A 24769-nucleotide genomic window follows, 5' to 3' on the forward strand; every position below is an offset into this window, starting at 1 on the left:
CGCACCCACTCCGCATTCGTCAGATCACCCCGCCCCATGCCCCACCTAACGACCGGACAAGCAGACAGTCACAAGATCCGCCGGACAGGACCTAGCCCGGCCTGGCCATCAGACCCACCTGAGCAACCGGGCGAGATCACGAGTTCAACCCAAGCCACGCGCCGATCATGCACAGCACCACTGACAACGACGCCCCTCCAAGGCCGCCAGACCGCAGGCGACCAGGACTTTCAGTACAGACCCTCGCTCTGCGCCCTCTACCAGACCTAGCGTCCAGGACGGCGACAAGTCCTGGTTTGAGGTGCCCTGCAGCCCGCACTTCACGACATCCCGCCGCCACACTCGTCCCGCCGGCGCCGACCCGGCCCGGGGCGCGCGGGTCGTGGGGGTGCGCGGTGGCGGGCGGTGGATAACGCTGGAGGTGTCCAGCGGCGGGCTGACCGCCCCGTGCGCGACCGGTCAGGGGGTCGTGATGTCGAATCCGTACGATCGTCCCGACCCCGTCCCCGGCCGCGGCGAGGTACTGATACGGGTTGACGTCGCCGGCGTGAATCCTCTCGACCACATGCTGCGCTCGGGTCTGGTCCCCGGGCTCGACGGCGGGCGTCCGTTTCCCCGCGTGCTGGGCATGGAGGCAGCCGGAACCGTTCTCGCCCGGGGAGAGGACGTCAACGGGCTCGAGGTGGGTGACGCGGTCTTCGGCTTCGCACTCACCGGTGGTGGCACCTACGCCGAGACGACGGTGTTGGCCGCGCCGAACACCGCGCGCATCCGGGAGGGCCTGTCCGCGACCGTGGCGGCAACGCTGCCCGTAGCCGGGACGACCGCGGTGGACGTGCTCGACCAGCTCGGCCTCCCGACCGGTGCCACGGTCCTGGTCAACGGAGTCGGGGGCGGCGTCGGCCGCGCCGTCGCCCGGCTGGCTATCGGACGCGAGCTGCGTGTGATCGGAACCGGGAGTACCGCCAAACGCGAGCAGGCCGAGGCCATCGGGGTGCGGTTCATCGACTACACCGCCGAGGACGTCGTCGCCGCGGCACGCGAGCTGGTTCCGGACGGCTTCGACGGGATCGTCGACCTGGTCGGAGGCACCTCGCTGCGGACGGTCGCTCCGCTGGCCCAGGAGCCCGTAACCTCATCGCTGTGGGGGATATGTCTGTGCCCGAGCTCGGCGGGCGTTTCGTCGAGCGTCGCGTCGACCGCGAAAACCTGGAGTGGTCGGCCCGGCTTGCCCTCGACGGACTCCTCGCGCCCGTGATTACCGCGGTCCATCCGCTCTCGGACGCCCCGGCCGCCCTCGCTGCCGTCGAGAACGGTCACACCTCGGGCAAGGTTGTCATCAAGGTGGCATGAGGAGTGCCCGGCCGTCTGACTCTGTCGACCGCGACCGTGCATTGCGGACTGACGAGAACCCGTGGTCAGCGCATCATCAACCAAGCACGTCCAGGCGTACGCCGACAGTCCACTCGTCGCTCACTGCGCGATCACCAGCGAGCTGCTCATCATGACCGCCCTGCGCTGCCGAGCCACCCGCTACCGGCCCGAGTCCGACACGGTGCGCACGGCCCGCAACCCCCATGCTTGCTGGCACCGGGTCCGGGCTCAGGACCCGGAGGCCGCAGGGGACCTCGCCGGCCCCCTGGCGGACATGCTCGCCATCCCCGGGCAGGGCGACCTGCGCAATGATGTCCTCGCCCGCCGGGAGGCGGAGTCGGCGGCCGGGTGACCACCGTGTGCCGCGACCTGGTGAGGTGGCACGCGACCATCGCGCACCTGTCCTGTGCCACCGAGCCTTGAGCGTGTGCCCGCGACCTTCGATGGATGTGGGGTTCGTGCCACCGAAGTCTGATCAAGGCTGGTCAGGGGCTTGGGCGGGAGCTGGGTACTTCCTCGCCTCGGTACTGGTGGGGTCTCCTGTTCAACTGTCGCCAGTTCCTCGGGAAACCCACCCTGCTGGTGACCGCGTGTGGTCACCAGCAGGGTGGGTTCCAGTTACCCCGGCTTCGGGTCGCATGGATTTCGGTCATTGAAGGTTGTTCCTCTGGTCTGAGGCTGACAGTGCGGCGATGTTGTGGTCATGCGCGTCGCACTCGGGTGCGCGACGGCGGAGACAGAAGGGGGAGAGCCGATGGACACCAGGGATTTCGTGCGGGTGGTGGGGCGCCGTGCCGCACTGCGGTACGTGCTGGCGGGGATCGCGGCCGCTACCGTGGCCGCCTGCTCGGGCAGCGGTTCCACCAGCGTCAGATTCCAGACCCTGGGGGCGTTCCTGAAGGGCAGCTGGGAGTTCGAGGCCGAGAACGGCGCGGGGGCACGGATCGTCGTGTCCGAAGACGGGCGGTGGCTGATGAGCGGCGGGGGCACGGACACTCCGTGGTCGGAGGAAGGCAACTGGTCCTTCGAGGGGGGCCGCCTCTCCGTGACGCTTGAGCGGCGCATCCCGTACGTGGTCCACGACGTTCCCGAGAAGGTGGAGAAGGCACTCGAGGGTAGGTACACCCTGTCCGGGGGACTGATCGACGGCCAGGACGCGGGCTACTCAAAGATGCAGGTCAGCGGATCCAACGACAAAGTGGTGCTGACGTTCCCCGAATACGCGGACGACAGGCCCCGGGTGGTCACCTGCACGCGGGTGGAGGCCCACGAGGCGCCCTGAGCCCTGGCCGACTCCCCGCAGGTTCCGGCTGGCAGATTACTGGTTTCGTATTCCACCGTGGCCAGTTCCCCGAGGAACACAGCCTGCTGGTGACCGTGCGTGCTCCCCGGAGGGTGTATCGGCTCCACGTCCCGCCGACCTCGTTGCGGAGCCGGGTGATGGTGTTGTCGTGGTAGCCGAGTGCGTCCGCGACGACGGGGGCGGGCATCTCCGGAAGCTGCTGCCGGATAACGGCGCCGCGGGCTGCTGCCACCGGGACACCGATCTCGTTGAGGGGAGCCGACAGGTGGTCATTTCATGAGAATCACTGTGCGTGGCAGCTGCCACGCACAGCTACATGACAGGTGGTGGCAGCCATACGAGAGCACAGCCCGGCTCGCCCTGGGGCCATGGCGGCCTGTGGGTTCCAGGGCGCCGCCCACGCTCGGCGGGACCTAGCTCGTCGTGATCCGCGCTGTCGGCTGCTCGCCTGCCAGCACCGAGCGGATCCGTCGCGCCATCACGTCCGCCCATGCCTCCGCCGACGGGCTCGCGCCTTCCTTCGGCGTGTGGATCCGCGCTTCTATGCCGCCCACGCGCAGCATGACATGCGCGAACCGCTCGGTCGTGAAGCTCAGGCTCTCGTCTCCGACTCCGGCGTCCTTCGGATTCCAGCAATTCAACAGCTTGCGGACGAGGCCCAGGTTCCGTTTGGCCTGCTCCTCGTTGTTTCGGCCCAGGTGGAAGTGCGCGCCGTCACCGCCACCCTCGTTGCCCACGCTCAGGGTCAGCTGGTATGTACCGCTGTAGCGCTCGGCGGCCTCCAGGGGCAGGGCGCCGCACGTCAGCAGCCCGCCTTCGTCTATGGCCGGGGCGGCGTCCCGCCAGCCGACAGACTCCTCCCCGGAGAGCCGCCAGCCCGCGGGCAGTTCCTCTGCCGTAGGCATCATCTGATCAAGCCGGTCACTTGCGGATGGCTCCGCGCTCGGCTTCGCCGCCGGCCTGCTCGCCGTCGCAACCGGTTGCCGCGAGGGGCCCTCTGCCCGCTGGCCCTCCGCGCTGGAACAGCTGGCCAGCCCGGCCACCAAGCCGATTGCAACGGCCGTCCCCCGCCACGCGCATGTCGTACGCCCTTGCACCCCAGCCCCCTGAGCGTCATCGGTCACCGCAACCCTCCGAACCGTAGCGCGCCGGGACGGCCGACGACAGGGCGTCCGGTCAGTCGGCGTTCCCAGCCCTGTTGAGCCCGGAGCAACGGTGTTGGGCACGGACGAACCGACCGCCGGCTTCGGGTACATCGTCCCTGAAGCAGAGGAGTGTTCTTTGAGCACGGTGACCGCGCAGTGGAGGTACTTGGGGTGGTGCCAGCCAATGACGGGAGCCGTGCTGAGCTTCGAACCAGCCTCTGAGGACGAGCTCCTCCATGTGGAACCGAATTTCGTCCCGGACCACGACGAGAAGCTGGCTACCGTCAAGCTGACCGGGCAGATGTCCGAAGGCGAGCTGCTCATTACCTTCAAAAGCCGGGCAGCCGGCCGCACCGATGCCCCGGAGGCGGAGGCGGAGGCCTCGTACGAGGGCTACGCGACCTTGCCCTTCTTCGCCTTGACCTCGCCAACCGGCTCCCTCCAAGAACGTTCCGGCACCGACTTCGTCGTATACCCGCGTGCTGAGGGATTCGAGGGATCGGACGTCATTCAGTTCTTCATCACTGCTGCGGACTTCAACGTCCCCGACGAGATCTGGCAGGACTGCGTACAACTCGACTCGCGCGTCCGCATGGACACCACCATCACCCATCACCACTCGCCATTAGCGAGGCCAAGATCGCGCAGGCGGTCCTCTTCGATGTGCATCTTCCGTCGCCGCGAGTCGGTCGTCGTGGAGAAAGGTCTCAAGGCGAACAGGAGGCGACCGGGCCCGCTGGGGTCCTGCGTCTCGGGCAGCGCCGCGACCCGCCGGACGATCTCTCCGCGAACCTCAGTGCCCCCGGGGGAATGCCACGTGACCAAGATCAATCTCAGCGGTACTTCCTGCTTCGCGAGCCGTGCCGCGCCCCATGGGTCGACGGGGCCCGCCGCACGACGGTGATCAAACTTCGATGGCACGCACTCAAGGTTCGCTGTAACAGGACAACGGTCAGGCTGTGCGGCGTCGGCGGTGTCGGTGCAGCGTGATACGACAGGAAGGGTCCGACCGGCGGCGCAGCAGGGGAGAAGCATGACGTCCGAGGAGCTGGTCTTCGATCACGAGGAGGTACGGGCTCACGGATTCGAGGTGTACGAGGGAACGCAGCTCGACGTGCGTGTGGTGATCTCGGGCATGCCGAAGGACGTCAAGGACGGGTTCCTCCTCGAAGAGGTGGCCTGGAGCCGCTTCGGACATGCCTACGGCTCGGGACACGACTTGCCTGAGCGACTGGCCCGCTTGCGCTCCCAGGACGCTGAGACGGCAGGACTGGCCCTGGATCTACTGGGGCAGTGTCGTTCACCAGGGCACGGTCGGCTCGGTGGCCCCACTGATGGTGCCGTTCCTGACCCGCGCTTGGCTCCTCGACTACGGCGCGACCGCGCTGATGACCTCCACGGGCACGGTGCTGTTGACGGCTCCGGGAGCCACTGCGTGACCCCGTCGCATCACCAACGTCGATGAGTTCGGGAGTCACTGACTGTCGGGTCGGCGGTCTGACGGGCCCCGCGGCGAAGGCCCTGAGTTGTCTCCTTGCCGTTCCTCCTCCGCGATGTCGTTATGGAGTGCCTTTATCGATGCAGAGGGTGATGTCGGCGAGGGCCGGCTGTGGCGCGGGGGCCCCACGGGGCGGTCGCGACGGTTGCCGGGGAGGTCAGGCCCAGCGCGCGGTTGTCCTTGCCGTTCCGCATGTGGTCGAGCCACCGTTCGTACCAGCTAAGGAAGTCCTGTGCGGAGGAGACGTTCGGAGGCCAGAAGCCGGACGAGTTGCCGGTGACCACACGGCCGGTGAGGGGGCCGGTCACTCCGATCAGGCATAGATCGCTGCAGCCCATTTCGATGATGTGGAGGAACAGGTCGCCCTGCAACGCGTCCGGGTGGCTCACGGGAGTGAATCCCCGCGGGCTACCGTCCGCCGGTTTCCGGTTCATCGTGAACAGCCTGCATTCATCCAGCGGAAGAAGACCGTGGAAGGGGCCGGCGCCGCTGCCCCCGATTTCGCTGAGGAACGTTCGGTAGGCCGCAGGAAGGACGATGTGGTGCTCCGCCTCGAATGCGTCGGATTCGGAAGGGCTGATGCGCGGGCCAAGGCGGAACTGGTGGCGCTCCGCGCCCACGGAGTGGCTTCGTTGCGCCTGGTACGGGATCTTCGCCAGCTTGGAGCGTATGCGGGGGATGCGGGAGGCCACCGGAGGATCTCTTCTCTCGTCCCCGAGATCCTACCGATCGGTCCGGCAGGGACACATCCGAAGTGGGCGTTCAGCAGCCCCAGCGACGGCCGGGTCGCCGGCCAGGGCCAGCGCCTGGTCCGCGAGCACGTCCGCCACCCCCAGCGAGGCTCCCTCGTGCTCGAGGGCGATGGCGGCCCGTCCCCGTGCCGCAGGGTCGGCGGACTGGTCGGCGGCGGTCGCGGCCATCCGGTACCAGCGCACGGCCGCGCTGCCGTCGCTGCCGGGAAGCTCTTGGCGTACAGGGTCATCAGCCCGGGCGGCCGCCGACGAAGTTAGACCCAAGAAGCGGTGACAGATAGGCAGTCGGCCTATTGAACCGCCACTGCTGGTTGGAGGCGGGCTCGCGTCCGTCCCTCAGGCCCGCTACGACCACCGGAGCAGCGTGGGCTCCGCTGCGGTTGAGGACATCCAGCACCATCCCGGTGTGGTCCGAAACGATCATGGTGTAGCGATTGATAGTAGGGGTCGTCGGTGCGGAGGAGGACGCGGCGCTCCACGGGCATGTCCGGCACCCTCCTGGCGGGTTCTCCGCCTTGCGGCGGGGGGCGGAAGTGAGCATGAACGTACAAGCGGCGCGGTGCCGCCCCCCGGCAGTCTCTCGTCCGGGCCGGCCTTACGGAAAGGCCGGCCGGGAGGAGAGAGCGGATGAGCGGGCTGAGCAGACGGGATCTGGCGAGGGGCGCCGTGGGGGCCGTCGCCCTGGCGGCATGGGGGCCCGCCCTGGCGGGACGGGGGTACGCCGCGGGTGACGGTCCTTCGGGCGGCGGCACATCCGGCGCTACGGCCGACACGGCCCCCTCGTCGTCGAGCACGCCGAGGGGGCGTCCCTCAACCCGGGCGATAGGTCCTTGTCCCTGAAAGATCTCGGCCCCGCAAGCTGCCGACGACCGCACACCGCCAACGTCTCACGGGGGACGCTGATGATGATGACCGTGCTGGATACTGCACGCTTACCGAAATCGGATCGGATCGAGGCCTGGGCCGAGACCACGGCGCGCGCCCTGGTGAGGACACTGTTCCGGTTTCCCGATCCCGAGCACTTCGACGCCCGCATACGGGCGACAGCCCTTGGCCCCGCACAGTTGTCCGTCATGACGTACAAGCCCTTGCTCTCCTACCGGTCCGCCACACTCATTCGCCGGTCGGACCCCGAGCAGTATCAGTTGGGCTTGATGACTTCGGGACGGCAAGCCATCAGCCAGGCAGGACGCAGAGCCACCCTGGAGGCAGGGGAATTCGTCGTGTACGACAGCTCCCGCCCATTCGAGGCCGTGGCGGGGCCGGACGGACACCCGGCCGGAGCCCTGCTGCTGCAGTTCCCCCGGAAACTGATGTCGCTGCCGGAGAACCTGGTCGCCGCCGCCTGCGCGATACCTTTGACGGTGTCCAAAGGGCTCGGGCACGTACTGCGGCAGACGCTCCATGCCCTCGCCGACACGGAATCCGACCTCACCGAGGGCGACCGTAGCAGGATGGCAAGCACACTCATACAGCTCGCAGCGTCCGCGGTCGCCGGGCACACCGAGCAAACGCGTGGGCTGCCCCCCGCGACTCGGGCCACCGCTCTCCATTACGAGACCATGGCGTTCATCACGGCCAACCTCGATGACGCCTGCCTCACACCGGCCACCATCGCCGCCGCCCACCACGTGTCCCTGCGCACCCTGCACCGCACCTACCAGTCCTACGAAACGACCGTGAGCGACGCAATTCGCAGCGAACGCATCGCCCGCTGCCGACAGGACTTGGAAGACCCGCTGTTCCACGCCCGTCCTGTGAGCGCGATCGGCGCCCGATGGGGATTTCCAAGGGCGTCCGACTTCACCCGGGCCTTCAAGGCCGTGGTCGGCATGACCCCAACCGCCTACCGGGCCGCGGCCCGGAGCAACGCCCGACCGTAGCTCCGCCGTCAGGGGCCACCCCCGTAGGGCCGGGGCGGCAGCACCCCGGCCCTACGGGTCCTCACCGGTGTCAGCCGCAGGTGAGGTAGTTGTAGCCCGCCACGCGCTTGGTTCCGTTGCGGTCGTAGAAGGTGTAGTCGCCGTCCCCGTCACGGGACACCAGGAAGGAACGACCGCCAGCACCCCTGTAGGTGTCCACCGCGCCGTCGCCGTCCGTGTCCTCCAGCCGCCTGCCGGCCTTGGTGAACGTGTCCTTGCCGACGACACCGTCCGGCGAACCCACATAGGCGCGCTGCCAGTCGATGGTGGCCTGCTTGGTCGTGTCACCGAAGACGCCGTCGATCTGGTTCCACGCGAGGTGCCCGTCCGCCCACAGGACCTTCTGCCACAGGCAGGTGGCGTTGGACGAGGCGTGGCGGCTGGTGGAAAGGACGCCCTCGTCGTTCCAGTCGTCCGAGAAGCCGCTACCGCCGTGCACGAACGACAGACCGCTGTAGTCGCCACTCGCAGCGGCCGGCGATGCGCCGATCACCACAGTGGCCGTCACCGCAGCCGCCACACCGCCCACCACGCGCAAACGCTTCCACGAAGCCATGACACTTTCCCCCTTCTCGCAGCGGCCGGGCCCTTCCCGGCCCGCACCTCCGGACCCTTGACCACTCGCAGAGCGCCAGGGGCCGGTAGGCGCAGAACCACTCTTCCAGCCCACCAGTCACCGGTCTTGAGCACTGGACGCCACAGCCTTCGCCCACAGCGCCAACCCCTCGGCGGTGCCCTGACCCCTTCGCGCTGCACCCGGCACCACAGTGCAAAGGAGGCGACCTTGGCACGACGAGCACGACCTACGCCCAAGGCGCCCACGGCCCACCCCTGCCAAGCGCCGGACCGTGCGGACGACGTGATGCGCGACGAGGAGGGCCGGTGCGACGACGAACTCTGACCATCACCTCCCTCGACCCAGCGCCCGGCCGGCCACCTGTAATCGCCCCAGCCCCACTCTGCCGTTTCCGGGCTGCGATGTGGCTGCCCCGCCCCTCGCAGGGAGATCCGTGGGGCAAGCTCTGCCCACGGACCCTTGCGGTCACCGGTGGCAGCCGGAACGGTCGGTGGGGACTCTGGCGATCCGCGTGGGCGGACGCCCCCTCTGCGGCCGTCGGTGCCAGCGGGGTGACGGTGACCAGTCGGACGGGTGCCCTGTGTCCGGCCACGGGGCAGGGCCAATAGGGTCCGTGCCGTGACCGTGTCCACGAAACTGGCCGCCCTCGTTGAACGCGGAGACGTGATCGGTTACGAGGGCCAGTGGCACCGGATCCGAGCCCTCGTCAAGGAGACCAGCGCCTGGGGGAGCCGACAGTCATCATGGCGTGGGAGCAGGTCGGTTACGCTCGATTCCCCGCCCAGGAAGAACTGCTGCTCGGACCACCAGGTCCGCCTGAACTCCGCCTACCAGAGGCGCGAGACCCCTGATGCACCGGCGACCTGTAGGTCGGGCGGCGTTCCGACCAGCGGGACGGTCAGGCTGCCAGGGCGGCGGTTGAGTCCCCTGAACTGCGCTGCTGAGCACCTCAGCGACGATACGTAAGGCTTGGGCGTTGCCGACGCGGAAGTGGCACGTCGGCCGCGCACCGCTCCGGATGCACGAAACTGCACGCCGCAGGGTTGGACCCGGTGCGTGAAGGAGAGCCAGCACGGGACTGATTGGCCTCGCCTCCTTTGCGTCTAAACCGAACGGAAACGCGACACTGCCGTACGCCCGAGAGCGCGACCCCCTACCATGCCCCGGGAACACTGATCACGATGCCGATCACGAACTCGACCTGGTGGGGGCGGACATGGCTCGCTACAGCAGCGACGGCGAAACCAGGAGAGGCTTGGGGGGCTTCGGGCTGGCCCTCGGGATGTTGCTCCTTCTCGCTGGCGGCTGCGCCGCGATGGACGCGGAGTCCCCCCGCTGCGGCGGCGAGAGCATGAAGCCGGGTGACGCCTGTGTGGGCAGCGGGTCGTACGACGATTACGAAGACAAGCAGGAGGAGGCGGGGCAGGCGTCGTTCTGGCTACTCCGCGTGGGCGGAGTCCTTGCAGGTGCCGGAGCGCTGGCCCTGGCCGTGGGACCGGCCGCCGACGCGGTATGGAGGGTACGCTCCGCCGCTCGCCGCAGGTCCCGCCGGCAGCCCTCCCCCTCTTCCCCTCCCCCTGCCTCCCCCATCCCCACGCCTACCTCCCTGGACCTGCTCGGCCTGACACAGCCGGCCCCGAGGCCCACTGCACGGCCCGCACCCCGGCCTGCGCCGCGGCCCGCGCCCGCGGCCCTGCCCACGAACACCACCCCGCAACGTCCGCCGACCCTGCGGGAACAGCTGGCCCAGGAGCTGGAGAGCGTCCAGTTCCCGCAGTCACGCCTGCAACCGGGATACGACCGTCAGGAAGTCGACGCCTTCGTGGCGCGCATCCGGGCGAATCTTCTGGACAAAGGACCGGCCGTCGTCCCGGCCCAGCTTGGCGCCGTCGCCTTCAGCACAGCCGGACATCGGCAGACGGGCTACAACCGCCAAGCCGTCGACGCCTTCCTCGCAGCCCTCGCCGACTCCCTGCGCACAGGCTAGACAGTGCCCGATGGGTCGAGTGATACTCCCCCTGGGAACTCGTTCCGTGCGACATGGGGAGGAGGCCACCCCCATCGGTGCTGGGGGCAGGCCCGCCGGGCCGGCCGTGCCCGCCGTGCCGGCAGCGGGCGGCCTCCGCCCAGGGGCGCGGGCGCACGCCGGCCCGGGCTCCCGCGCCCCGCAGCACAGCGTCCGTCTCTACCGCGGCCAGCCGCCTTCCGCCAGCGCCTGGGGGGAGTCTTGAATGCGCCCCGGCCTCCTGCGCTGCTGCCTAGGCTGGGTGTGGATGGTCCGGGGGTCGGGAAGGCTGGTGCTCATGGTCGCGGGTGATGCGGGCAGCCGGGATGAGGCCGGCGGAGCCGACGTCCTGGACTTGTACCTGGAGATGGCGCGTGCCCGGCTGTCCCCGGCGCGGTTGGAGGCGGTTGTCCGGGCGGTGCAGGACACCTGCGGGCTCCTCGCCCAGGGCCACCAGGCGCTGGTGGCGATGCCGGGGGAGGAAGGTTTCAGCCCGGACCTGCAGCGCGAGTACCTCGCCCTGCTCGCGGTGATGATCACAGGCAGCCTCGACCACCGGGTCGTCGAACTCCCCGGCCCCCACAACGCCCCCACCCTGGCCGTCGTCCCGACAACCAGCACCCCGGGTCCGGCAGTGGCAAAGCAGGGGGTTCTGGATGCCGCCGGCACTCCAGCGGACCCCCACACGGCAACACCGTCATGACGACAGGTACTGACAAAGCGCGCTGCGCACCGGCCGGACCGCGCTGACGGCCACCGTCCCGGGGCGACGTCGGCAAGGCCTCGTCGGGGATCGACTTGCGGATCTGGTGGCGGCCGCGCCGGCGGCCCGCCCCCGTCACCGCAGCAGGGAAGGGCAGCTCTGCGACCACACCAGGGACTTGGGCCGGCCGGTAGTCCCGGGTGCGCAGGACCGCGGCGATCGCAGCGGCGTCCGGGCGGCGGTCGCCGCGCTCTCACCGACACGGCTGACCGTGGAGCGGAAAAAGGTCCGCGCGGCCATGTCTGTGGCCCCGGTTCCGGGGGCGGGCCGTGCCGGTTGGTGCGGGACCGGCCTACGATGCCGCGACTTTACGGGGGCGGGGCGTACGGCGGCCCAGGGCGGGGCTGCCTTGCGTGGCCGGGCTGGGGCCTCGGCCCGGCGGTGGTGATCGGCCTCGTCCTTGTACGCTGCTGGTGCGGGGCGGCTCGGGCCGGGGGCGGGGCGGGTGGAGGGCCGGTGTGCGCCACGGGGTTGGGGGTTGGGGGGGGGGCTGGCTCCGGCAGGCGGGAGAGGGGCAGCGCCGGCCCCGTGTCCGGCCGCACCGGCACCGGGCCGGCGGCTTGTCGTCCGCCGGTACCGCCTCCCTTGAGCACACCGAAGGGCCGCCACCCCACGGGTGACGGCCCTGAACTCCTCACGGTGCGGAGGCCGGACTACACGACGCAGGCGAGCGGCACGTAGCCCTTGATACCCCGGTAGGTGATGTAGGACCACCGGTTGTCGTTCTTCCAGCCGCAGAGCGAGTAGTTGTCTGCGAGCTTCACGCCACAGGTCACATACGTTGCTTTCGCGCCCTTCGGGAGAAGACCGAGCGCGGTGGCGTTGACCTTGGTGGTCTTGCGAATCTTGACGCTCTCATGGGCCACGGCCGGGTTGAGGACACATCCTGCCTTCGCCTGCGTCGGCGTGACGCTGGTCTGCGCCGTCATGGCGGAGGCGGTACCGCTCGCGAGGATCAACAGCCCTGCCGCGACGGCGCCGCCGAGCGCCGGAGTCCACTTCTTCATTTTCGTCAACAGCTCCCCGTGCTTGATCACGAACCTTGATCGGGTTCGACTCTACGCGACGGATATCGGCATGATCGACCGCGTTACGACCCTTCGGTCTCCCTTTACGTAGACGGCTCGGTGTGGTGCCAGGCGCGGACCAGAACAAGATCACCGAAGCGCCACCAGCGCTCTTGCTGCCACATGGTGCCCAGAAGCCTTCGGCGTACGGGCCGGGCAGCGCGAGCCACTTGGGGAAGTCCACCCGCACCGCGACGCGCACCCTGACAGCTCCGCCACCGGCCCCTACGAGGCCTGTCAGGTGATCGGGTTGGCCGCCTCGGTGCGCGGCGCCGGGCCCGTCAGCGGCTGGCGCCGGCGCCGGAACAGCGCTGACCTCCGGCCGTGGAGCCTTCCTCCGGGGGCCGGGCTCTGCTGGTCGCGGCGGACGCGCACGACCCTGACCAGGGGCCGGCCTGGCTCGGCGCCCAGGTTGCCGGCCTGGGCCGGCTGGGGCCGGTACGGGGGTGGCCATGGGTGTGACTGAGCGCTGCAGCTGGCCGGTCCGGCCAACCACATTGCTCAGCCACTGTCTGGCAAGGTTCCGCCCATGAATGATGATCTGAAGGACTTGGTGCCCGGTGCGGCCGTGGCGAGACGGCGGACGCCGCCACGCCCCGTGGACGTGGTGGAGTTGGTTCCAGGGCTTGCCGCGTGGGCGCGGGACACGGTGCGTCTGCATCCGAGGCAGGGTGCGCCGTCGTATGTCGAGAGCTCGGTGGGCGGGCCGTTGCTGTGGCCCGACCACGAGCAGTGGCCGGTATGTACACAAATGCACAGCGGCTTCGGCGACGGTCTGCCGAGCAGCTCAAGGGTGCCGATGGTGCCGGTCGTGCAGGTCTTCCGCTCGGACCTCCCGCCCGGCGTGGTGCCTTTTCCTGAGGGCGCGGATCTCTTGCAGGTGCTCTGGTGTCCGTTCATCCACGAATTTCCCGCGTCACCGTGGCCGGTGGTGTTCTGGCGCGACTCCGCCGAGGTGCAGGCCGTGCTTCCGGCGCCGCCAGCGGATCCGGCGGCGGCCCGTCGGCATGTTCCGGCGCCGTGCGTGGTCCACCCGGAGCGGGTGACGGAGTACCCGAGCTGGGATCTGCCGGAAGACCTGGCCCACGAGTGGCAGGACGACTTCCGCCGCCTGCAGGAGGCGATACCACGGCAGGAGGCGCTTCCGCTGCTGTCCTTCTCCGACTTCGCCGAGGCACCGGGCATCAAGATCGGCGGGTATCCGTCCTGGTTCACAGGGCCCGGGTGGGTGGACTGCGAGCGGTGCGGCCGCTGCATGGACCACCTGCTCACCGTGGCGAGCTGGGAATGCGACGGAGCCTCGTGGCGCATCTGGCTGCCCTTGGAGGACCGGGACGAGGCTGGCGGTCGGGCGGTCCCCGTGGACCCGACCGGGCTTGATGTGAACGGTGTGGGCTCGGTGTACATCTTCGAATGCCGTACCTGCCCGGAGCGCCCCTTCGATCACTGGTACGACTCGTGCTGACCGCGCTGAGCCCTCCCACACCACCACCGCCTCGCCTCCCGCGTTCCGGGGATCCACGAACACGGACTGCAGTGTTCGAGGGCCCGCAAGTGCGCCCGGGCCAACCAGCACCCTCAGGGGCCAACTGAAGCGCTCTGGTGCGTGAGAGCTATGACGAGCACGCGGGTGCGGGCCGGCTGAGGGTGCCGGTGGCGGCGTGGCGGTGGGCGGCGGGTACGGGGCTGGTTCCGCCCGCCGACGCGGGCCGTGGGTTGTCGTCGCGGGCGGTGGTGGAGGCCGCCGACCCGGAGGCCGTGCGGGCGGCGTTGCCCCCTGCGCCTCAGCCGAGTCCGAGCAGCCGCTTGATGACCGTGTTGAAGGCCAAGATCGCTTCCGGTACCCGCCCTGCGGCACTCTTTCGGCTTCGGACGTGCCGCAAGGGTGATGCCGCGAGGCGGGGTGGTTGCGTCGGAATGTGGACTCTCTCCGCAACTCGCCCTTCACGGCGATGGTTCGTGACGGAACGGTCACGCGCCGCCACATCGGTCGACCGAGTTCGTTGAACCCGGCATGGAGCAGAAAACCGTTTCGCCTGCGGAGCGAGCCGGGTTCGCCCGGCTGGTTCAGGAGGTCCGACAGGTGTCCGACGCGCCGATCTACGAAACCGTCGAACGCCAGTGGCTTGCCGAGGGCCGAGAAGTGCCCCGCCGTTCCAGTTCAGCGTGGGGTGGTTGGCGTCCGGTGAACACCGGAGACCTGTTCCACCGGGCCTGAACCGCTTGTTTTCACTCTGGCGAGTACAGCCGCGCCAGATCCAGGGGGTGCCGCAGGCCGCGACGCCGCGAAACGGCCGGACGAGCCGCCCGAGCAGGGCCGCCCGCCTATAGGAGAACGGGCCTGCCCGGGGCGGCTGTACCTACGGCCTCGGCGCGGCTCAGGCGGACAGGGGCAGGCTCAGTCCCCTCTTGGTGTTCAAGAGCCACACCCCAAGCTTCACAGGCACCGGCTCCGCCTCGCCGTCACCGCGACCTGAACGACCGCGCCGCGCGGGACGGACCGCGGCCCCTCCTTCTCCACCCACTGCGCCGGGGCCGCCAAGCCGCGCCGGAACGCCGTCTCGCCCTTGCTCCCGGCCTTCCTTGGTCCCTTGAGGGCCCCGCGGCCAGCGCCGGACGGAGCCCCGCCGGAGCGGCCTCTCCATCAATGACGTTGCGTCAGCTTACTGTCACGTGAGGCTGCGCTGACTCAGCCACTGACGGGGGCACCCACGTTGTCCCGGAACTGGCCGATGATGTTGCCTGCACGGCTGTAGCTGCAGACGATGAACGTCTGGTGCGATTCCCCTCCGTCCGGATATCCGGAGGCCCGGCCACAACCGAGGAGGTCTGTGTTTTTCCACACGACCTGGGTGAAGGAGGCGGTGTCGGGCGAGTAGCCGGGCCGGTCCCAGTCGTAGCCGCCCGTCCAGCGGGCCTCGTACCAGGACCGCACTGCCTCCTCGCAGGAGGCCGGCTCGTCCTCGTAGGTGGCGAACCAGTAGCGGTTCTCCCCGTAACCTCTCGACCCGGGCCCCGGCGGCGTCGAGAGTCCGTCCAGCGTGGAGGCGGCCTGGGCGCGCTGGACGGCGTGCGCGATGGCCGCGTCGTCGAGGGCCAGCGGCGGGGCGCCGTGCTGGGCGCGGTACTGGTTATGGGCCGCCAGGCATTCCTGGTTGAACGCCGCATCCGTGGTGTCGGGCAGCGGAGGACGCTCCTGCGCTGCCTGTGCCGCCTGCGCGGGCTGCATCATGACGGCCGCGGTCAACGCCGCCCCATCATCGCCTGAACACTTTTCGAAAGCCGACCCATGAGCCTCCTCGTACGCTGCACATACCGGCGGCCAGGCAGCCCCCGGGCATCCCCATCAAAGAGGCTCTGCGCACTGCGCCCCACCGACACCCCGCACCATCACTCGAACGGGCACGCCGTTGATCGACAAGAACGCGGCGATCATGGCAGCGTCCAACGACGAGGAGAAGCGTGGCAGCGTCGACTCGACTGCCGCGTCGGTGTCGTCCACCTGGTCCTCGACTTCGCCGCCGGGCAGGACGATCCGCCCCTCCTCGCGGCGTAGGTGCACTCGCCGCTTCCCGACGGTGAGGCCGCGGGAGGCGAGCTGCTCGACCAGGCGCTCGTCATGACTGCGCAGGCCCCAAAGGACCGCTAAAAGAGGGTGGAAGCCGGCGCTGGCGGCCTGTCTGCCGGACTCCTGGTGGAGCCCGGCGGAGCGCCGACCGCAGGAGTGGTGTGCTCAGGGAGCGCCTTGATCCAGTTGGTGATGACGTTGACATACTGCTGTGCCATGGGCTCGTGCATGGGGGGCATCGAGCCGGGCGAACGTGACGGGCCGGCCGGTAGATGCCATCAGGCGGCGGGCCTGGGTGGCCTGGATGTCGGTCATCGCGCCCATCAGCTGACCGGTGTGGGGGTCGCTCATGTGGAAGTGGTGTGTGAGCAGCACGGGGGCCTTGATCTGGGCGAGCACGGTGGCGTGGTCGACGCCGGCGTTGGCGGTGTCGACGGCCCACGCCCGGCCCCATGCGGGGTCGTACTCCTTCAGGTGCTGCACAGGGGTGGCGGAGGCGCTGGCTTCGGGGTCGCCGTCGCCCATCATGAAGCCGATGCCGGGGTGCAGGAGGCGGGCAGTTCCTGTGGGGCGGCCTTGACCATGCCGGTCCAGTCCCCCGATCGACCACTGCGGGCCGAGCCACTTGGCCCACAGGGCGAAGATCGGCCCAGCGTTTGCGTCATCCCCGGCCCGTTCGGGGGAGCGGCCTGGGAGGAGAACAGCGGCGGGTCCTCCAGGAACGCACCGCGCACCAGGCCCGGCTTGTGCGGGGACGAGCAGCAGCGCCGGGGAACTCGGGTCGCCCTCGACGACGTAGTTCATGCGGATCCCGCCCAGATCCACCAGCTGCTCGGTGAACCGGTGCGCGACGAAGCCGTCGGCGCGAAAGGAGGCATACAGGCCCGCCAAGCAGGCCCAGGGTCTTCCAGACCTTCAGCCCCCCGGGCACCGGCCTCTTTGGACTCCTCCAGGCTGCTGACGATCCGCTCGATGCCGCCCCGGCTCGTCGATGCCGTTCCAGTCCGCATGGCAGAAGGTGAGGAACCGGCCGGGGTGGGCACGGTCGTACCGGTCGAGGTTCTCGTGAAGCGCATCGAAGGCGTGCGGTTCACCACCTCCTGGGGGTCGCGGACGCCGCTGGACGTCGTGCCGGTCGAACCGGAGCTGGCTGCCGTCATGGTGGACACAGCGCTGCAGCGCGGGGCGTGGAGGCACTCGGTGCGCTTCGCCCGGCTCCGGCTGGACGGCGCCGTCGCGGACATCCCACCCTTCGGCGCGGGCGCCGAGCCCGCCAGCGGGTGACCGGCCGTGCTCACCACCCCGATGCCGTCAGGGGCCGGCGAGGATGTCGTGTCCGCCGATGCGGCGCCAGATGACGTGCTGTACGCCGGGGCGGAAGGCAGGCCCGTATCGCCAGGTGGAACGCCCTGCGGGTCCAGCGCCCATGGACCAGGTCAGCTCGTAGATGCCGGGTGCGCGCTGGACGCGCTTGACAGTCTGCTCAGCGGTGCTGATCGGTTGGGACGGTCGTGCGCTGGGGTGCGCTCGATGACGCTGGATTGGGTGGGAGCGGGATTCCACGAGTGGGGCGTTGGCCGTGGTGCAGGTGATTTCGGGGTCGCCGTGGACCTCGACCGTGAACGGGACGGGGCCGAGGTCCTCGAAGGACAGGGTGGCCGGTACGGGACACGCATGATCACCCGGTGAGGGCTTGTTCGTCGGGATTGGTGGGTGCGGAAGGGGTCGTGCCGAAGCGACGGTCGCGGCGGGTGTAGGTGTCGATGGCCTGCCACAGGTGGGTGCGGTCGGTGTCCGGCCACAGGGTGTCGAGGAAGACGAGTTCGGCGTAGGTCGACTGCCAGGGCAGGAAGTTCGAGGTGCGCTGTTCGCCGCCGGTGCGGATGAGCAGATCCACGTCCGGCAGGTCGGGGTGGTGGAGGTGGGCGGCGAGGTGGCGGGGGGTGATGTCGTCGGGTTGGATGGTCCCCGCGGCCGCTTGACGGGCGAGTTCGCGTGCGGCTTGGGTGATTTCGCTGTGGCCGCCGTAGTTGATGCACATGTTGACGGTCAGGCCGGTGCGGTGGCGTGTGAGGTGCTCGGTCTGACGCAGTGCGCGCACCAGCTCAGGTGGCAGTCCTTCGGGGAGGCCGGACCAGCGCAGCCGGACGTCGCGTCGCCAGACTTCCTCGGTTTCCATGACGAGGCCGTCTCGGACCAGGCGCAGGATGGCCTGGATCTCAGCGGCGGGACGTGCCCAGTTCTCCGAGGACAGGGAGTACAGACTGAGGTGGGGCAGGCCGATTTCGAGGGCGCCGTAGATGACCTCCCGCACCGCGAGCTGGCCGGCTTTGTGGCCGGCGGTGCGCGGCTGGCCTTGGCGGGTGGCCCATCGTCCGTTGCCGTCCATGATGAGCGCCACGTGTCGGGGGACCAGGTGGGCGGGCAGTTGGGGCGGCTGCACACCGCTGGGGTGGGGCACCGGTGGCAGCGGAGGGGTCGTGCGCGCTGTGTCGTGGTCGCGCTCGGCGGGGTGCGGCAGGTGGATGGTGGAAGGAGCGGTGGCGGCGCTCTGGGTGTGGCGGTGCCAAGCCCTGGCCGTACGGAGTCGGCCGCGGGCCAGCGTGAGGTGGAAGCGGACCGGGTTGGCCCGGGAGCGGCGCTGCAGCAATGCGTGGGGTTTGCGGTCGATGCGGGCCAGTTCCAGCAGGTGCAGGGCGATGACGGTTTGCAGGGCCGCGGCCATGGGTGGGTGCTGGGCGCCGACGGTCGCAGCCTGAGCCAGCCACTGGCGGGCCTGGGCGGTCATGGCATGGACCATGTCGTCATACCGGCCGTCCGCCCGGCCGTGGGCGAGAGCTCCAGGGCTGACGTCGTGCTCGACGAGCACGACGGCGGGCAGCTTGACGAAGCCCTCCGCGGCGTCTTCTCGTAGGTCCCGCAGCACATCGATGAGGTTGAGCGCGTCGGTCCACACGCGCAGCGCCTGGGCGTCGTCGGGGGTGAAGGCCAAGCCGGGGGCGGTGAGCAGGGCCATCAGGCGCCTCACGCCGAAGGGGAAGGTGAGGGTGCGCCAGTAGGTGTACCAGTCGTCCCAGGTGGTGAGGGCGCTCTGGCCTTTGGCGTCCTGGCGGTATACCGCGTTGAGTGCCGTTACTCCATCGCTGGGCAGGTCCCAAGTCCATACGGCGTGCACGAAGGCCGCGCGCAGGGGGACTTCGCTGTGGCCTGCCCGCAGATCGGCTTCCAGCAGTTCGCTGAATCGGCTGACCCGTTCGACTCGTTCCCGCCGGTCGAGGTGCTGGGTGTCGGAGAGGTCGTCGAGGTGCCGCCCGTATCCGTACATGGCCCAGAACAACGGTCGCAGCCGGCCGGGCAGGAGCTTGGTGAGAGCTGCTTCCACCGGACCCGACCGGTGCATCAGGCGGCGGCAGATTTCGTAGCCGGCGATGACCGTGGTGTCGTGGATACCGGCTTGGCGGTAGATGTGCGTGCGGACCGGGTGCAGTAGACGCAGGGCGATTTGACGGGCGCGGGGACTGGTGGCGTGCCCGCCCAGGAGTCTCTGAGCGATGGTACGCCGGCTGGTTCGGGCGGTGAAAGCGGCCAGGCCGGCGGCGGTCAGCCCTGCCGACCAGCACAGGCCGAGCAACAGGTGCCGCCCGGGGGTGTGGGTGAGGTCGACCGCGGACACGGCGGACTGCATCGCCCCGTAGGCGGGCAGCCACTTCAGCAGCGGACCGTCCGCGGCAGGGTTGGCGACGGGGTTCTGCAGTGTCAGATCGATGAAGCTCAGCATGATGACGGCAAACATCCCTGCGAGCTCACTGCGCAGCAGCGCCGCCAGGAGGATCCCGACGCCCCCGTATGTCAGGGCTCCCACCATGAACGCTGCGGCCAGGACGTCCAGGCGCTCAGGCCGGTAGAAGAAGCACACCCATGCCGTGGCATACGAGGCGGTCAGTGCCGCGGTGAGGAGCAGTACGGTGCTGCGGGCCAGCAGCAGGCAGATGCGCGGGTAGCCGGCGAGCACCATGCGGTGGTCGAATTCCGCGGAGCGGCTGGCAGCGAGGAACATCATGAACCCGACGATCAGCGCGAGGGAGTGCAGCCCCCCGGACAGCTGGCTGACCGTGTTGGCGCCCAGGGCCACGGGCTGATCGGCCGCGCGCAGGAAGAACCGGACCGGGTCGCTGGGCAGGACCTGGTAGGCCAGCGTCAGCCACAGCGGAACGAAGAAGAGCACCAGGACGAGTGCGAGCCGGTTGCGGGCCTGCTCCAGCGCAGCGTGGCGCACCGCTGTCCCCAGACACCGCCCCCACCACCTCATGCGGCACGCCCGGTGACGCCGCGTCGGTCGGCGGTCAGGACGCCGTCCTGCGACCGGTGCGGGTGGCCAGGGTTGTGCTGGGTCGTTGACACTTTCACTCCACGAATGCGGTGGGAGGCCGGGTCTGGCCCCAGGGGTGCGCACGGGTGACAGGACCGGGTCACTGCGAGAGCGGCGCCCGTCATGCGGTTCGGTTGTGCACGGCCTGGATCAGGTCGCGCAGCGCGAATGCCGCCGCGGCAGGCAGGTGGGCGTGATCCAGGCGTTCCAGGGCCTGGTGATGGCGCTCTTCGATGAGGTCCTCCACCGCTTGGCGGGCGCCGCACTCCTCCAGCAGCCCCTGAATGCGGGCTGCCGTATGGGCGTCCAGATCCGCCGCGCCGACCGTGCGGAGAAGCAGTTCCTGACCGGCCCGGTCCGCCCGGCGCAGAGCGCAGGCGAGCAAGGCGGTGTGCTTGCCTTCGCGGAGGTCGTCCAGGGCGGGCTTGCCCGTACGGCGGGGGTCGCCGAAGGTACCCAGCAGGTCATCGCGCAGCTGAAACGCCTCACCCAAGGGCAAGGCGATGGTGCTGAGCACGTGCAGGAGCGACTGATCCGCGCCGGCGAGCGCGGCGCCGATCTGCAGCGGGCCTTCCACGGTGTACTGGGCGGTCTTATATCGGGCGATGCGCAAGGCGGTGCTCAGGGAGCCGGTGGGACGGCCTGTGGTCACCAAGTCCAGGTACTGGCCGGTGACGATTTCGCGTCGCATGCGGTAGACCACCGGCAGCACGGCCTTGAGCTGCTCGGGAGTCATGGGCGTGCCGGTGAGGAGTTCATCGGACCACACCAGCACCAGGTCGCCGGCGAGGATAGCCGCGTTCACGCCCAGCCGGTCAGCCCTGGGATGGCCCGGGTGGTACGCCGCCAGAGTGCGGTGCAGGGACGGCCGGCCCCGACGTTGGTCGCTGCCGTCCATGACGTCGTCGTGCATGAGCGCGAACGCGTGGAACATCTCCAGGCAGGCAGCCACCCGCAGGACCGAGACCGGCGGTACGGGGCTTGTGCCTCCGGCCGCGTACCAGCCCAGCACGCACAACAAGGGCCGGATCCGCTTGCCCGGTGCGGAGGTGAAGTCACCCACCGCGTCAAGCAGCTCTTCCAGACCAGGCTCCTCGGCACGGCTGCCGCTGACCTTGTCGGCCACGAACACGGTCAGCACCTCCTCGATGCTGCGAACGAACCGGTCCAAGTCCAGCCGATCTGCGCCGGAGCCCACGGAGCGAGCAGACTGCAGCAGCGCGGACGCTGAACTGGAGGCGTCATCGCGCACAGCGGTGACCGGAGACTGCCGTCGGCTCATGCGACCCTTCCCGCAGCGCTGCTGTGATCGACGGCCAGAACGCCGTCCTGGAGTTGATACAGCACGTCCAGACGCTCGCGGTCGTAGGCGAGGTGGGAGACGACCACGACCGCGCGGCCCCGCTCCCGCAGTCCCTGAGCGATGTCCCAGAACCGCAGGTAGGTCTCCCAGTCAAAGCCCTGATACGGCTCATCCAGGAGCAGCACCTCAGGGTCGTGCATCAAACCCAGGGCCAGGTTCAGCTTCTGCCGCGTCCCGCCGCTGAGCGTGTGCATGCGGCTGCGAGGGCTCTCGTCGAAACCCAGCTCCTCCAGCAGCTCCCACGCGCGCGCACAGCTTTCGAGCCGGTAGGCGGCCTGGAAGGACCGCACATGCTCAGCGACCGTGAACGCCGGGTGCAGCACAGTGTTCTGCGGGCAGTACCCGATCCGCCCTCGGCACTGGACCGTCCCGCTGTCACCCGCGGCCTGACCCGCCAAAATGCGCAGCAGCGTGCTCTTGCCGGCGCCGTTCGCGCCAACGATGCCCAGCAGACAGCCCCGCGGCACGTCCACGCTTACCCCGCACAGTACCGGGCGCCGCCCATAAGCCTTACGGACGTCATGGAGACGCAGAAGGGCACCTGCGGACGCCCAGGTTGAATTGTTCACTTCATAGGCAACGACTGAACTGCGCGATGGTGGCGCGGTAACAAGCGCTCCATGGCGTGCGATCTCGCGGACTGGGCCGTTACCGCGTGCCGTCGCCGTGCCTTTGCTGCCGCGCGGAAACCCGCCGCCAACAGGCCCGGACCCCCGCCGCGCGCGCAGGGAAACGACGCTGACATCTATGCTGGCCCTCCGACGCGGAATGCCCTGTGGAGTGCGACACGCTCCGGCCGAGGCCTCCGGCACCCTGAAGCCGCAGGCGCGCAACAGGCCAGTAAGGGGGCGCTGAGGCGTGGTTGGCACCGCCGCCGCAGTGCGCGTTGCCCTCCGCGGGTGCGCGCATACGCCCAGCTTCACCATCACCGGCTCCGCCTCGCCCTCACGGCCTTCTCGCGGTGGGCGCGCGGCACCGGTCGGTGGGCGCCCCTTCCCGCTCCACCCCCTGCGCAAGGGCCGCCAGGCCCCGCTGGAACGTCTGCTGCGCCTTGCTCGGCCGCCTCTTCTAACTCGGCAACGGCACCATGTCCCAGGCCCGCTCGCACCTGAGGTCTGGGACTACGGGCGCTACGCCGGCACCGCCTCTGGGAAGGCGCACCAGCCCCCTTCGGAAAACGACACCTCTTTGTCCGCGATAGCCGGACGAAGAGGTCTGTCCCGTGCCCCGGGGGCCGGCGGCACCGCAGGGGGACATGTACCGGTATGGTTCGTGAACGGATCCGGTGGCCCCTCGTCGTAAACCGCGCTCGGGAGCTCGTGGACAGGTACGGGCCGCTGAAGGTCACGCTGCGGAAGGTGATGTACCGGCTCGCTGCCGAGGGCGTGCTGCCGTACACGCCGCTGATGTACCGCCGCCTGTTCGCCCGGCTGGCCCAGGCCCGCCGCGAGGGCCGCGTCCCCGACCTGATCGACACCGTCCGCCAAGTCCACGTCCCACCGGCGTGGCCGAGCGCGGACGCCTTCGTACGCGGGATGCCCGACTGGTTCCGCCTCGACCGCACCGCCGGCCAGGAGCACGCCCTGTGCGTCGCATTTACCGACCGTCGGGAGCTGACTGGCTGATCTGACCTGCGTCGATGAGTAGATTACATGTTCGCGATGACGTCGGTAGAGATACGCGACGCTGGATCGTCCTGTGGCTCATCAATCGGTTGTCCCGCTGTAACTGACCTTGCCAAGCGCTGTCATACTCCGGGCGTGATGAACGATGCCGCCCTTGGTTCCGCTGCTGGTCTGCCTGAACCCGCAGAGTTGTTGGCGGGGAGCGACTGGGGCTCTTTGGAACATGCGTACGGGGCTGCAGACGACACCCCGAAGATGCTCGTTGCGCTACTGGATGGTGATCAGCCAGCGCGGGCCCGGGCTCTGGATCACCTTCATCACGCAGTGCACCACCAGAACACCCTGTACTCAGCAACCGTGCCAGCCGCGCTTTATGTGGCTGCGGTCCTTGCCGACCCGCGTACCACGGTGGCCGTCGACAAGAAGTCTCACCACTTCCCGGGGCCCCTGCGCTCCGAGTTGCTGGGTTGGCTCAACTCGGTCGCCTGCGCGGCAGACGACGAGACAGCAGCGACTAGCCGGCACCTTGGCTTCGATCCTGACGACTATCCGCCGTCGGTGGACACCCGGAAGATCCGCCCGATGCTCCTTTCCGCGGTCTCAGAGTGTCTGAACGACCCAAACCCGGACGTGCGTGAGGCGGCGATCGCGGCATGCATTCCGCTGTTGGACGATCCCCGGCTGCGCTGTCATCGGGCAACCCTGGTGCCACTGCTGCGGGACGTTCTGGGGGTGAGTGCACTGTGGCAGTACCGCGAGCGAGCCATCGACGCTCTCCTCGCATGGGGTGAAGACCCTGCCGGACTGGAAGGGCAACGAGAGGCATTCGCGGTCTGTGATGCCCAGGACGACCCCATTCCCTGGGCAACAGGACCAACCTTCACGTCGGGCGACACATCAGATCTCCCGTTCTGAATCAGCGCCCGATCTGCGTTCTGACGGCTCCGCTGCCCTGGCCGCCGGAAGCGGCCGGGGCAGCGGAGAGCCTTGACGGTCAGACGGTCTCGGTGAGCTGGGCTTCGAGGTCGGCGATCCGCCGGTCCTGGAAGCGGTTGTTGGAGCGGGCTGCCTTGAGCCCTTCGTCCAAGGTCCGGCTGTCCTCGGTGAGCTTGCGGACCCGCTGTTTCAGTGAGGTGTTCTCGGTGGTGATCCGCGCGATGGATTCCTGGGTCCACTCGGCTTCCAGGTCTCGTATCTGGCCGAGGAGTTCACCCATGCGGGTCCGTTGGGCCAGGATCTCGGCGTTCGCGGCCTTGAGCCCGTCCTCGGCGTTCAGGGTCCGCTCGCGCCAGGACGCCTCTACACGATCGTCCAGGACCGTCGATCACCGGCCCGCCGGATCTCCTGCACCCGGAGATCGCCTATCACTATCTGCCTTGCCACAACTCTCCACACCGACCACCGAAACGTGACGGACATCCCGGTCGGTAAACTGATC

Annotated in this window: 24 protein-coding genes; 13 read left to right on the forward strand and 11 right to left on the reverse strand. The window is 69.3% G+C overall.

Annotated features, from left to right (window positions below):
• Positions 1-472: 472 nt before the first annotated feature.
• The 4 genes from ACZ514_RS31710 to ACZ514_RS31725 all read left to right on the forward strand — a co-directional run bounded on the left by ACZ514_RS31710 (position 473) and on the right by ACZ514_RS31725 (position 2656).
• A complete protein-coding gene (locus tag ACZ514_RS31710; RefSeq protein ID WP_469126271.1) occupies positions 473-1258 on the forward strand; it encodes a quinone oxidoreductase family protein in 786 nt (261 codons plus the stop codon).
• Positions 1210-1353 carry a zinc-binding dehydrogenase gene (locus ACZ514_RS31715; protein ID WP_469126296.1) on the forward strand — a complete coding sequence of 48 codons (144 nt, stop codon included), beginning with the start codon at positions 1210-1212 and terminating at the stop codon, positions 1351-1353. The genes ACZ514_RS31710 and ACZ514_RS31715 overlap by 49 nt, the downstream gene beginning before the upstream one ends.
• Before the next feature lie 61 nt (positions 1354-1414).
• Complete coding sequence (locus tag ACZ514_RS31720; protein ID WP_469126272.1) at positions 1415-1726, forward strand: hypothetical protein; 312 nt, start codon at positions 1415-1417, stop codon at positions 1724-1726.
• Between the two features lie 402 nt (positions 1727-2128).
• Positions 2129-2656 carry a hypothetical protein gene (locus ACZ514_RS31725; protein ID WP_469126273.1) on the forward strand — a complete coding sequence of 176 codons (528 nt, stop codon included), beginning with the start codon at positions 2129-2131 and terminating at the stop codon, positions 2654-2656.
• Positions 2657-3090: 434 nt separating this feature from the next.
• Here the strand turns inward: ACZ514_RS31725 and ACZ514_RS31730 are convergent, their stop codons facing one another.
• Positions 3091-3582, reverse strand: a complete 492-nt coding sequence (locus tag ACZ514_RS31730; protein ID WP_469126274.1) for a hypothetical protein — start codon at positions 3580-3582, stop codon at positions 3091-3093.
• A 436-nt stretch (positions 3583-4018) separates the two neighbouring features.
• Between ACZ514_RS31730 and ACZ514_RS31735 the strand changes: the two genes are divergently transcribed.
• The gene (locus ACZ514_RS31735; RefSeq protein ID WP_469126275.1) at positions 4019-4726 is read left to right on the forward strand and encodes a hypothetical protein; all 708 of its coding nucleotides are present in this window, start codon (positions 4019-4021) and stop codon (positions 4724-4726) included.
• A 668-nt stretch (positions 4727-5394) separates the two neighbouring features.
• On the opposite strand, the gene ACZ514_RS31740 is transcribed toward ACZ514_RS31735, so the two are convergent.
• A complete protein-coding gene (locus tag ACZ514_RS31740) occupies positions 5395-6012 on the reverse strand; it encodes an SMI1/KNR4 family protein (RefSeq protein ID WP_469126276.1) in 618 nt (205 codons plus the stop codon).
• A gap of 968 nt (positions 6013-6980) precedes the next feature.
• On the opposite strand from ACZ514_RS31740, the gene ACZ514_RS31745 reads away from it, so the two are divergent.
• Complete coding sequence (locus tag ACZ514_RS31745; protein ID WP_469126277.1) at positions 6981-7955, forward strand: AraC-like ligand-binding domain-containing protein; 975 nt, start codon at positions 6981-6983, stop codon at positions 7953-7955.
• Between the two features lie 70 nt (positions 7956-8025).
• Here ACZ514_RS31745 and ACZ514_RS31750 read toward each other — a convergent pair whose 3' ends face one another.
• Entirely contained in the window at positions 8026-8550 is a 525-nt protein-coding gene (locus ACZ514_RS31750; protein ID WP_468700714.1) for a peptidoglycan-binding domain-containing protein, read from the reverse strand.
• A gap of 1372 nt (positions 8551-9922) precedes the next feature.
• Between ACZ514_RS31750 and ACZ514_RS31755 the strand changes: the two genes are divergently transcribed.
• The gene (locus ACZ514_RS31755) at positions 9923-10558 is read left to right on the forward strand and encodes a DivIVA domain-containing protein (protein ID WP_469126297.1); all 636 of its coding nucleotides are present in this window, start codon (positions 9923-9925) and stop codon (positions 10556-10558) included.
• A 316-nt stretch (positions 10559-10874) separates the two neighbouring features.
• Positions 10875-11279, forward strand: a complete 405-nt coding sequence (locus tag ACZ514_RS31760) for a hypothetical protein (RefSeq protein WP_469126278.1) — start codon at positions 10875-10877, stop codon at positions 11277-11279.
• 713 nt (positions 11280-11992) lie between these two features.
• On the opposite strand, the gene ACZ514_RS31765 is transcribed toward ACZ514_RS31760, so the two are convergent.
• The gene (locus ACZ514_RS31765) at positions 11993-12376 is read right to left on the reverse strand and encodes a hypothetical protein (protein ID WP_469126279.1); all 384 of its coding nucleotides are present in this window, start codon (positions 12374-12376) and stop codon (positions 11993-11995) included.
• A gap of 559 nt (positions 12377-12935) precedes the next feature.
• Here ACZ514_RS31765 and ACZ514_RS31770 point away from each other — a divergent pair.
• Together ACZ514_RS31770 and ACZ514_RS31775 are read left to right on the forward strand one after the other, a co-directional pair.
• Complete coding sequence (locus tag ACZ514_RS31770; RefSeq protein WP_469126280.1) at positions 12936-13871, forward strand: YwqG family protein; 936 nt, start codon at positions 12936-12938, stop codon at positions 13869-13871.
• Positions 13872-14420: 549 nt separating this feature from the next.
• Positions 14421-14624 (forward strand): hypothetical protein, encoded by a 204-nt coding sequence (locus ACZ514_RS31775; RefSeq protein WP_469126281.1) that lies wholly within the window; start codon positions 14421-14423, stop codon positions 14622-14624.
• Between the two features lie 471 nt (positions 14625-15095).
• On the opposite strand, the gene ACZ514_RS31780 is transcribed toward ACZ514_RS31775, so the two are convergent.
• From ACZ514_RS31780 to ACZ514_RS31790, 3 genes are all read right to left on the reverse strand, one after another.
• Positions 15096-15653, reverse strand: a complete 558-nt coding sequence (locus ACZ514_RS31780; RefSeq protein ID WP_469126282.1) for a CAP family protein — start codon at positions 15651-15653, stop codon at positions 15096-15098.
• Between the two features lie 99 nt (positions 15654-15752).
• Positions 15753-15968, reverse strand: a complete 216-nt coding sequence (locus ACZ514_RS31785; RefSeq protein ID WP_469126283.1) for a hypothetical protein — start codon at positions 15966-15968, stop codon at positions 15753-15755.
• A 171-nt stretch (positions 15969-16139) separates the two neighbouring features.
• The gene (locus tag ACZ514_RS31790) at positions 16140-16865 is read right to left on the reverse strand and encodes a hypothetical protein (RefSeq protein ID WP_469126284.1); all 726 of its coding nucleotides are present in this window, start codon (positions 16863-16865) and stop codon (positions 16140-16142) included.
• 117 nt (positions 16866-16982) lie between these two features.
• Here ACZ514_RS31790 and ACZ514_RS31795 point away from each other — a divergent pair, with 117 nt between their 5' ends.
• Positions 16983-17258, forward strand: coding sequence for a hypothetical protein (locus ACZ514_RS31795; protein ID WP_469126285.1), 276 nt, complete (start codon positions 16983-16985; stop codon positions 17256-17258).
• A gap of 394 nt (positions 17259-17652) precedes the next feature.
• Here ACZ514_RS31795 and uppS read toward each other — a convergent pair whose 3' ends face one another.
• From uppS to ACZ514_RS31810, 3 genes are all read right to left on the reverse strand, one after another.
• Positions 17653-20250, reverse strand: coding sequence for a polyprenyl diphosphate synthase (gene uppS, locus ACZ514_RS31800; protein ID WP_469126286.1), 2598 nt, complete (start codon positions 20248-20250; stop codon positions 17653-17655).
• Positions 20251-20464: 214 nt separating this feature from the next.
• Complete coding sequence (locus tag ACZ514_RS31805; protein WP_469126287.1) at positions 20465-21625, reverse strand: polyprenyl synthetase family protein; 1161 nt, start codon at positions 21623-21625, stop codon at positions 20465-20467.
• On the reverse strand, positions 21622-22275 hold the full coding sequence (locus ACZ514_RS31810) for an ABC transporter ATP-binding protein (RefSeq protein ID WP_469126288.1): 654 nt from the start codon (positions 22273-22275) through the stop codon (positions 21622-21624). The genes ACZ514_RS31805 and ACZ514_RS31810 overlap by 4 nt, the downstream gene beginning before the upstream one ends.
• 750 nt (positions 22276-23025) lie before the next feature.
• On the opposite strand from ACZ514_RS31810, the gene ACZ514_RS31815 reads away from it, so the two are divergent.
• Positions 23026-23331: a hypothetical protein gene (locus ACZ514_RS31815; protein ID WP_469126289.1), complete on the forward strand. Its 306-nt coding sequence runs from the start codon at positions 23026-23028 to the stop codon at positions 23329-23331.
• A 138-nt stretch (positions 23332-23469) separates the two neighbouring features.
• Positions 23470-24246 carry a HEAT repeat domain-containing protein gene (locus tag ACZ514_RS31820; RefSeq protein WP_469126298.1) on the forward strand — a complete coding sequence of 259 codons (777 nt, stop codon included), beginning with the start codon at positions 23470-23472 and terminating at the stop codon, positions 24244-24246.
• 79 nt (positions 24247-24325) lie between these two features.
• Here the strand turns inward: ACZ514_RS31820 and ACZ514_RS31825 are convergent, their stop codons facing one another.
• Complete coding sequence (locus tag ACZ514_RS31825) at positions 24326-24547, reverse strand: hypothetical protein (RefSeq protein ID WP_469126290.1); 222 nt, start codon at positions 24545-24547, stop codon at positions 24326-24328.
• Positions 24548-24769 lie beyond the last annotated feature (222 nt).

This window comes from Streptomyces sp. NPDC034086 (genome assembly GCF_055575515.1).